The organism is Synechococcus sp. CCY 9618 (assembly GCF_019038415.1).
Classification (GTDB): domain Bacteria; phylum Cyanobacteriota; class Cyanobacteriia; order PCC-6307; family Cyanobiaceae; genus Cyanobium.
The window spans coordinates 66,375-74,298 of sequence record NZ_JAFKRG010000046.1 but is presented as its reverse complement, the minus strand read 5'-3'; the positions used below and the strand labels follow the sequence as shown (position 1 = coordinate 74,298).

The 7,924-nt window shown below is 58.2% G+C and carries 8 protein-coding genes; 4 read left to right on the top strand and 4 right to left on the bottom strand.

Features of this window, described 5'->3' with window-relative positions; translation table 11 throughout:
* Positions 1-93: 93 nt before the first annotated feature.
* Positions 94-486, bottom strand: coding sequence for a DUF302 domain-containing protein (locus KUG41_RS11370; protein ID WP_216904176.1), 393 nt, complete (start codon positions 484-486; stop codon positions 94-96).
* Positions 487-641: 155 nt separating this feature from the next.
* Between KUG41_RS11370 and KUG41_RS11365 the strand changes: the two genes are divergently transcribed.
* The gene (locus KUG41_RS11365; RefSeq protein WP_216904175.1) at positions 642-848 is read left to right on the top strand and encodes a hypothetical protein; all 207 of its coding nucleotides are present in this window, start codon (positions 642-644) and stop codon (positions 846-848) included.
* Positions 849-921: 73 nt separating this feature from the next.
* Here the strand turns inward: KUG41_RS11365 and KUG41_RS11360 are convergent, their stop codons facing one another.
* Complete coding sequence (locus KUG41_RS11360; RefSeq protein WP_216904174.1) at positions 922-1,140, bottom strand: CsbD family protein; 219 nt, start codon at positions 1,138-1,140, stop codon at positions 922-924.
* A 423-nt stretch (positions 1,141-1,563) separates the two neighbouring features.
* Here KUG41_RS11360 and KUG41_RS11355 point away from each other — a divergent pair, with 423 nt between their 5' ends.
* Both KUG41_RS11355 and KUG41_RS11350 read left to right on the top strand, forming a co-directional pair.
* Positions 1,564-3,321, top strand: coding sequence for an alpha-amylase family glycosyl hydrolase (locus KUG41_RS11355; protein WP_216904173.1), 1,758 nt, complete (start codon positions 1,564-1,566; stop codon positions 3,319-3,321).
* A gap of 140 nt (positions 3,322-3,461) precedes the next feature.
* Positions 3,462-4,313, top strand: a complete 852-nt coding sequence (locus KUG41_RS11350; protein ID WP_216904172.1) for a transglutaminase family protein — start codon at positions 3,462-3,464, stop codon at positions 4,311-4,313.
* A gap of 56 nt (positions 4,314-4,369) precedes the next feature.
* Here the strand turns inward: KUG41_RS11350 and KUG41_RS11345 are convergent, their stop codons facing one another.
* Together KUG41_RS11345 and KUG41_RS11340 are read right to left on the bottom strand one after the other, a co-directional pair.
* Positions 4,370-5,374 (bottom strand): DUF389 domain-containing protein, encoded by a 1,005-nt coding sequence (locus KUG41_RS11345; RefSeq protein WP_216904171.1) that lies wholly within the window; start codon positions 5,372-5,374, stop codon positions 4,370-4,372.
* Between the two features lie 76 nt (positions 5,375-5,450).
* Positions 5,451-6,629 carry a hypothetical protein gene (locus KUG41_RS11340; protein ID WP_216904170.1) on the bottom strand — a complete coding sequence of 393 codons (1,179 nt, stop codon included), beginning with the start codon at positions 6,627-6,629 and terminating at the stop codon, positions 5,451-5,453.
* Positions 6,630-7,106: 477 nt separating this feature from the next.
* Between KUG41_RS11340 and KUG41_RS11335 the strand changes: the two genes are divergently transcribed.
* Complete coding sequence (locus KUG41_RS11335) at positions 7,107-7,922, top strand: N-formylglutamate amidohydrolase (RefSeq protein WP_371734126.1); 816 nt, start codon at positions 7,107-7,109, stop codon at positions 7,920-7,922.
* Positions 7,923-7,924: the final 2 nt, after the last annotated feature.

Here is a 7,924-nt window from a genome sequence, read left to right as displayed (position 1 = left end):
TGGGGGGTGAGGTCTGGGGCTGTTGGGTCGCACCACAACCCTGTCGGCCTCACACCCCTTTGTCAGCCGGAACAACCTGGTGGCACTACACAGCTAGGACGCCGCCGCCTCGATGATGGCCGTGGTCGAGGCTTCGACCTCCCGTGCCACGTCGATCAACGCAGGGTTGGAGGAAAGGCTTCGTAGCATGCCTTCAGGCCGGATCATGCCGATCCGTGTCTGACCGGCTTCGGTGTAGACGGAAATTCGACAGGGAAGAGCCATGTTGAGGCCCATCTCGTCTTTCAGTACCCTGGCTGCCTGTTGGGGGTTGCACACTTCATAGATGCGGCACTCCTCTGCAAAGTCGATGCCTTTGTTACGCAGAGTCTGGCCTAGGTCGTGCACCGCCATCACACCGAAGCCGTTGGTTGAAATGGCGGACAAGAGTGCGGAGCTTGCTTCCTCAAAGGATTTTGATGTCTTGGCAATCAGAAAAGGATTCATGGGTTTCGCATCAGGCTCTGGAGTTCACCTTTGAAGTTGGAGGGCACATGTCAGAAGTCATAGAGGTCGTTCTCGGATCAGGCGCTGGAGGAAGGCGATCACGAAAGTAACCAGCGGGATGTGAATCAATCCCCCCTAATCTATAGGAAGACACCATGGCCAAGAGCCAGAGTGCCAAAAGCAAAACAGTGATTGATTCCAGCGTGAAGGGATTCTCTGGTGAAAAAAATCCATCGTTGCTTATGAAAGAAAAGACAGTGGAAGAAATGGCAGTGAGGGAATCTCAGGTTCATCCCTTCACTGCCAACGGCGTCGCAAGGGAGCGATTCACTTGGTCGCCAGAAACCCTTGTCAGGAAGTAGAAAGCTGAAGAGTGAGACTGGATGGTTTCTGGATGGTGATCGATCAGCTGAGTCGCATTTCTTGCCTGAAGATTCAGTCAAGTCTGTCTGCCAGTTGGTTGGCAGCGTCACTGACCTTATCAGCAACGGACTTGGCGCCTTGCTTCAAATCTTCTGCGGCGTTCATGGCCAGAGCCTGAACTTGCTTGGCCTTGCCTTTCAGCTGATGGCCTGCGTCACCGGTCAGTTCACCCAGAGCAGACTCAAGCCTGCCCTCTGTCTCTTTTGCTGTGGCGTCGCTTTTGTTGGACATGATATCGATGGCGATGGGGTAATCAGAGCGTTGCAGCGCATGGTTGCTCGCGCTTTGAACAGTGTCATTCCACCTTGGGCTGCACATGATGATGGGAAGTCATCGTTGAAGAGTTCACAGGGTCCACAGCCATCCGAACGGCTGTTCTAAACTAGCCAGCCCCGAGCGCTCTGAAGCGTGATCGTTGAGCCCTGTCCACCTTTCCCCGTTCTCCAGCACGACAGGACAGGCCCGGAAAGGTGAATCAGGGAGTAACGAATGATGGACGATCTGATGCAGAATGCATCAAAGTGCTGCATCTATAGGTCGCATCATCCTCAGAAATGATTGCCCGCGTTGCCGGTTCTGAAGGGAATACCTCTGCTCGTGAAAGAGTACTCCCATCGGGAGTCCACGTTGGCCAGGTATCCGGTGCTTCCAGGGATGGGATCCATCCTCTTTCCCCAGGGAGTGGCGTTTCGCCTTTGGGCCCCCCACGCTGAACAGGTCTCGGTGGTCGGAAGCTTCAACGGCTGGGATGGAGCCGTGAACCCGATGACTCCCGAGGATCGGGGCTATTGGTACGCCAACGTCGAGGGTGCAGGTGTGGGTGACCATTACAAGTATCAGCTCGTCACGGATTCAGGAACGATCACGCGCATCGATCCCTATGCCCGTGAGGTCACGAACTCTGTGGGATGTGCCGTTGTTCATGATCACGAATTTGATTGGGGAGATGACGACTTCTCATTGGCGGGCTGGAGCGATCTCGTGATTTACGAATTGCATGTGGGTACCTTCAATGATGACGACCCCAGCCACCCGGGGCACTTTATTTCGATCACGGCTCGGTTGGACTATCTGAAGAAGCTGGGTGTCAATGCCATTCAGATCATGCCCGTGGGTACGTTCGCAGGAATGCGCTCTTGGGGCTATAACCCTTCCCATATCTTTGCCGTCGATTCAGATTATGGAGGATCGCTTGGTTTCAAGACGTTCATCAAGCGATCACACCAGGCAGGAATGGCGGTGATTCTTGATGTTGTGTATAATCATCTTGGTCCCAGCGATCTTGATCTTTGGCAGTTTGATGGCTGGTCTGAGAATGGCCGTGGCGGCATCTATTTCTACAACGATGACCGTGCTTTGACGCCCTGGGGAGAAACCCGGCCCGACTTTGGGCGTGGAGAAGTTCGCGAGTACATCCTCGACAACGTGAGGATGTGGCTGGAGGACTACCATCTTGATGGCCTCCGTTTTGACAGTACGCTCTATATTAGGAACATTGGCGAATCTGGAACCCAGGAGCTTCCCGATGGATGGAGCATGCTCCAGGCCATTAACGAAACCATCGCACAGCATCGTCCAGGCCTGATTTCCATTGCAGAAGATCTGCAGAGCAATGACTGGATCACGAAGGGTGTTGGGGCAGGAGGTGCAGGGTTCGGTTCCCAGTGGGATCCCCAGTTTGTTCGTCCCATTCGGGAGGCTGTGATCACATCACAAGATGAGGATCGTTCCCTAGAGCGTATCCGATATGCGATTCTCTATCGCTATAACGATGACGCCTTTGAGCGTGTGATCTACAGCGAGTCCCATGACGACGTTGCCAATGGCCAGTCCCGGCTGCCTCAGGAGGTCAGCCCCGATGATCCAAAAGGCTGGCACGCCCAGAAGCGCTCCACCATGGCGGCTGCCATGGTGTTCACGTCTCCTGGTATTCCCATGCTGTTCCAGGGCCAGGAATTTCTTGAGGGCGGATGGTTCCGGGATACGGTACCCGTCGACTGGGACCAGCGGGAAGAGTTTCGAGGCATTCTTCTGATGTATCGCGATCTGATTCGGCTTCGTCTTAATCGCGATGCTGTGTCGCGCGGCCTCTGCGGGCAGTTCTCCCAGGTGTATCACCTCGATGACGAACGTAAGATGCTTGCCTTTCACCGTTGGGACAAGGGTGGGGTGGGCGATGAAGTTGTTGTGATTGCCAACTTCCTGCACAAGCCCCAGGAAGACTATGTTCTTGGCTTCCCTGCCATTGATGTATGGAAGCTGCGATTCAACAGCGATTGGGATGGCTATAGTGAGCTCTTTCAGGGTTACCAGAGTGGCAACGTTGATGCTGTCTCCGGCGAGTTTGACGGTCTTCCCTGCCATGGCTCCATCAGCATCGCACCCTATAGCGTCCTGATTTACTCGCAATAACCTCAACGGGCGGGGTCACTCGCCTGGTTCCCCTTTGACCGCTTGAATGCTGCATGGCCACCAATAAGTTCAACTTCCATGGCTCTGCCGACTTCTCCCTGAGTTTCTGGGCCCCCGTATGGCGTTTCTGAATTGAACTGATGAGACGCTATCGGATCCTCCACCGAACGACCTACACCTACACAGGGCCGGTTCGGTTGGGCCCGCACACGCTACGGCTTCGCCCCAGAGAGGGCCATGACCTGAGGATTGAAGCCTCTTCGCTATCGATTCAGCCCATGGCGTGCCTGCGTTGGCATCGAGATGTGGAAGACAACTGCCTGGCTGTCGCCATCTTCAAGGGCACGGCCGAGAGGCTGCTGATCGAAAGCGCGATGACGATTCTTCAGTATGACCATGAGCCACTCGACTTTCTGGTGGAAGATGCTGCTGTCGATTATCCCTTTCACTATGCCTCGGGTGATCGGCCCATTCTGGATGCCTATACGTCTTCCTATGCTGCCGATCCCACCGGACTCCTGCCGCAGTGGACGGCCAAGGTCTGGAGCCCTGGAGAGGCCATTCAGAGCTACGCCTTGTTGAAACGTCTGAACCTGGCCATCCATCAGCATGTCGCTTACCGACAACGCACCGAGCCTGGCGTGCAAGCCGCCGCCGAAACCCTGGCTTGTGCCCATGGATCCTGTCGCGACATGGCGTTTCTGTTCATGGAAGCGGCGAGGTCCCTGAATTTTGCCAGTCGTTTCGTGAGTGGCTACAGCTTCACCTCCCTGCCCCCCCAGGAAGCCGGCAGCACCCACGCCTGGGCTGAGGTGTTTCTCCCCGGTGCCGGCTGGAAGGGATTTGACCCAACCCAGGGTGTCATCGTCGGCGATGCCCATGTCCCTGTGTCCGTTGGTCGCATGCCTGACTCCGTTCCACCCATCGCAGGTACGTTCAGCGGCGGTTCGCAGTTGATGATGGATGCAAACGTCTGGATCAGCGAGCTTTAGCGACCTGTTGGTATCAGGTGCAGCCGAGACGGTTGAGCAGAAGCTCAATCAACACCTCAATGTCTGATCCTGACATGGGACAAAATGGAGATGATCTCTACCGTCACGTCGGTTTGACAATAGGCCTTCGCTGCGATCGCGGTACCGAGCCGATCTGCCAGGCTGTCTTCGATCGTGTTCCCCAGACGACATCGCAAGCCGACATCAACGCATGCCTTGTGGTCTGCCAGCAGCGTCACATCCACCGTGCTGCCATGGGCGATGAAACCGGGTACAGCGACGAGGATCTCTTCAACGATGGAGCGAATGTGCTGCTCCAGGTCAAGGTGTCGGCGGCGAACACCGCTGATGGCGAGAATCGCAACACTTCCAAAGATATCCAGCGCCGCCACATTGAGCAGCAGCAGGTAGAAAGCGTTCCAGCTGTGTTCAGGCGTTCCGAGCGCCCATCCGATGCCGATCACCGCCGCCGGCGGGATGAGCGAAATCGCCACCTGAACTCCGATCACCGCGTCGATGGCTTGGCCCCACGGGCGTTCCACCGTATGGGGATTGGAGATCAGAGCCAGTGACGCCGCCGCACCGGCCGAGATCGCGATCAGAGCACTCAGAACCACCTCCTGCAGCGAAGGCATCGCTCTCAGCAGAATCTCCTCGGTGATGTTGATGTTCGGTATCCCCATCCTCCTCAGCACGAGCGTGATCAAGGCCGACACACAGGAGCCGATCACCAGCAGGCCAATGAACTGCTTGAGGATGCCTCCCACGAGCAGACGGCCATTCCCAAACAGCACGCCGATACAGACGGCTCGAGAAGGGCCCATGAATGGGGCGACACACATTGATCCGATGACGACTGCCGAACTGTTGAGCAGGAGTCCAGCCGTTGCCATCACCGTTGAGGCCACCACCATGGAGATGTACCCCCTGGTCATGAGGGCGCCAGCCATGGCCCGTTGTTCCAGAGTCGTGTGGTAGTTACGAACGCCCCAGGCACCGACATCCCTGACATCGGCCCCTTCTCTGGGTGGCAACTTCCTGGTGATCTCTGGCGTCTTCATGGACTGAACCCATTTCATCTGGTGGGATCACCGTTGACGAGAGTTACCTCCCTCTGAAGCGACTCCTGAAGCCCGTTCAATACCGGTTGATGGCGGCGATTCCGCTTGCCGTCGGCATGTCTTCCCTGGAGAGAATGGTGACGTCTGCCCCCAGCTTCAGGGCCAGCACCCCCAGGTCGTCGAGAAGGTCACCCACCTCGGGATTCATCCGATCGTCCAGGGAGATCTGCCCTGTTGCGGTATCCACCCGCCCGGCAAGCTGGCGGCCGTCTTCGATCAGGAGTTTGGCGACCCTCCCGCCGACGATCGCCTTGGCGACCTGCGCCGGGTCGTCGTTGGCACGCCCCTGGGACCGTGCGTTGTGGAACTCCTCTGCCAGGGCGCCCAGACGCGCCCGATGGTGTGGCTCCAGCAGGAGCCAGGCTCGCTGGCGGAGGTCTTCGATCGACTCCAGGTTGCCTGGATCGATGTCGACGCTTTCGCTGATCAGGAAAGGATTGTGGCTGACGGCATGAAAACGATGATGATGTTCCGGAAGGGCAGCAAGGATCAGCGGCAACCCCGATGGCCGGGAGTGTTGTTCCAGGACCGCCTGGTCCACGGCCCGGAAGAAACGCTCCGTCGCGCTGTCCAGCTCCGACTTCCGCCCACCATGGCCGTGATGCATGGCCGTCTGCTGCGCCCCCACGCCTCCGTAGGAGGCGACGGTCTGGTGGGGGTCGCTGCGTTCTTCTCCCAGGGCCTCACCTGGCGTTCGCGGCACGTCCGGGGCTGGCTCGATCTCGTCAAAGGCATCACGGTTGCCCTCAAAGATCCTGACCGCTGTTCGAGTCAGGGCGAGAACCTGAAACCGGTCGGAGGATTGAAGGATGCGCAGCAGGGGTTTGATGTGGAAGCGATCCGCCACGATGGCCATCTCCCCGACCGGTCGCTGGAGCCTGCACACCCGAATCTTGCCCCTTGCCCCCAATACGGCCAGACCATCAAGGGTGTGATTCCAGAAGTCGTGGTTGTCAGCCAGTGCCAGGAAGGGTTCCAGCCATGGCCGTATCTCCTCTTTGGTGAATTGTTGTGCAAGGGAGCTCTCCAGTTCCTTGACGAGGTTGCGGAACCGCAGTGGATCCTGCTGATGATCAGGGTGGGCTCGATGGGTCGGCTGATACAGCGAGAGGCACGGAGGATCGCAATTCTCCAGAAGTCCTTCAGCCAAGTCTTGTGTCAGCCTTTCTGTGAAGCTTTTTTCAAGTGTCTTCATCCTATTCCTCTCGGTCGATTCTGATGACTAAGCCATGCGCTGTCACTTGTGCTGCAGCGCTATGCGGTCTGCCTTCCTGTCAACATTACCACCTGAGATGCGTTCGCCTGGCTCTGTTTCCCCTGTCTTCGATGCTGGTGTCTCCTGGGATGGGTGAGCTATCCTCTCCTCTGACAAGGGCAAGGGCGTGGATCGTACTGATGCTCATCAGCAGTTCATCAGCCTCAGCGTTCCTGACGCCGTTCGTCTACGTGAAGCTTCAGGCGGCTGACCCGATTCCGCCTGGCACGCCTGTCAGGGCGTTCCCCGGCCTCTCCTCCGGTTGAGCCCTCCTCGTCAGCCATGTTCAGATCTGAACTGGACAGCACAGGAGCGGACCCCGACGGCCGTTCTCCATGGCTTCGATTGATCGCACTGACCTGCCATTGTTCTTGCTGACCTGCCCTTGTTCTGGTGTAAAGACCTGGAGATCTTCCCATCACCATCCATGAGCCCCTCGCACCTCTGCTCGGTGCATACGATCCACCTGTCTTTTGCATCGTTCGCCCTGCGGGCCGTTCAGACGTCCTGCTCACGGCCGATCATGCCGGCCGGGCCATTCCCCGGCGGTTGAACCGCCTGAGCCTCAGTGATGCGGTGCTTGACACTCACGTGGCCTGGGATCTGGGGGTGGCCGGGCTGGGTCAGCGGCTGTCGGCGTGTCTCGACGCCTTTCTGATCCAGCAGAACTACTCCCGGCTGGTGATCGACGCCAACAGGCCCCCCGAGGCTCCAGACTCCATCGTCAGCCTCAGCGAACACACGGTGATCGCCGCCAACGGCAACCTCTCCCCTGCTGAGCGTCTGCAACGGGTCGCGGAGGTGTTCCACCCTTACCACCAACGCATCGCCGCCGAGCTCGATGCCCGCTCCGGCCGCGCCCAACCCACCGTTCTGGTGACGCTGCACAGCTTCACGCCAGTTCACGATGGGTTCAGGCGTCCCTGGCATGTGGGGGTGCTGTACGGCCGTGACGGGCGCCTGGGCAGGCGGATGCTCCAGAGCCTCGCGGCCGAGGGGGATCTGCAGGTGGGTGACAATGAGCCTTACGCGGTCAGCGATGCGAGCGACCACACGCTGGTGGTGCATGGTGAACGTCGCCGTCTTCCCCATGTGGAGCTGGAAGTCCGCCAGGACCTGCTGGCAACGGAAGCTGGCCAGCAGGAGTGGGCCGAGCGGCTTGCCCTTGGACTGGAGCAGGCGATGGCGGAGGGTTTTCCGCCATTCATGGATGGATCACCGCCCGTAGGGTGACC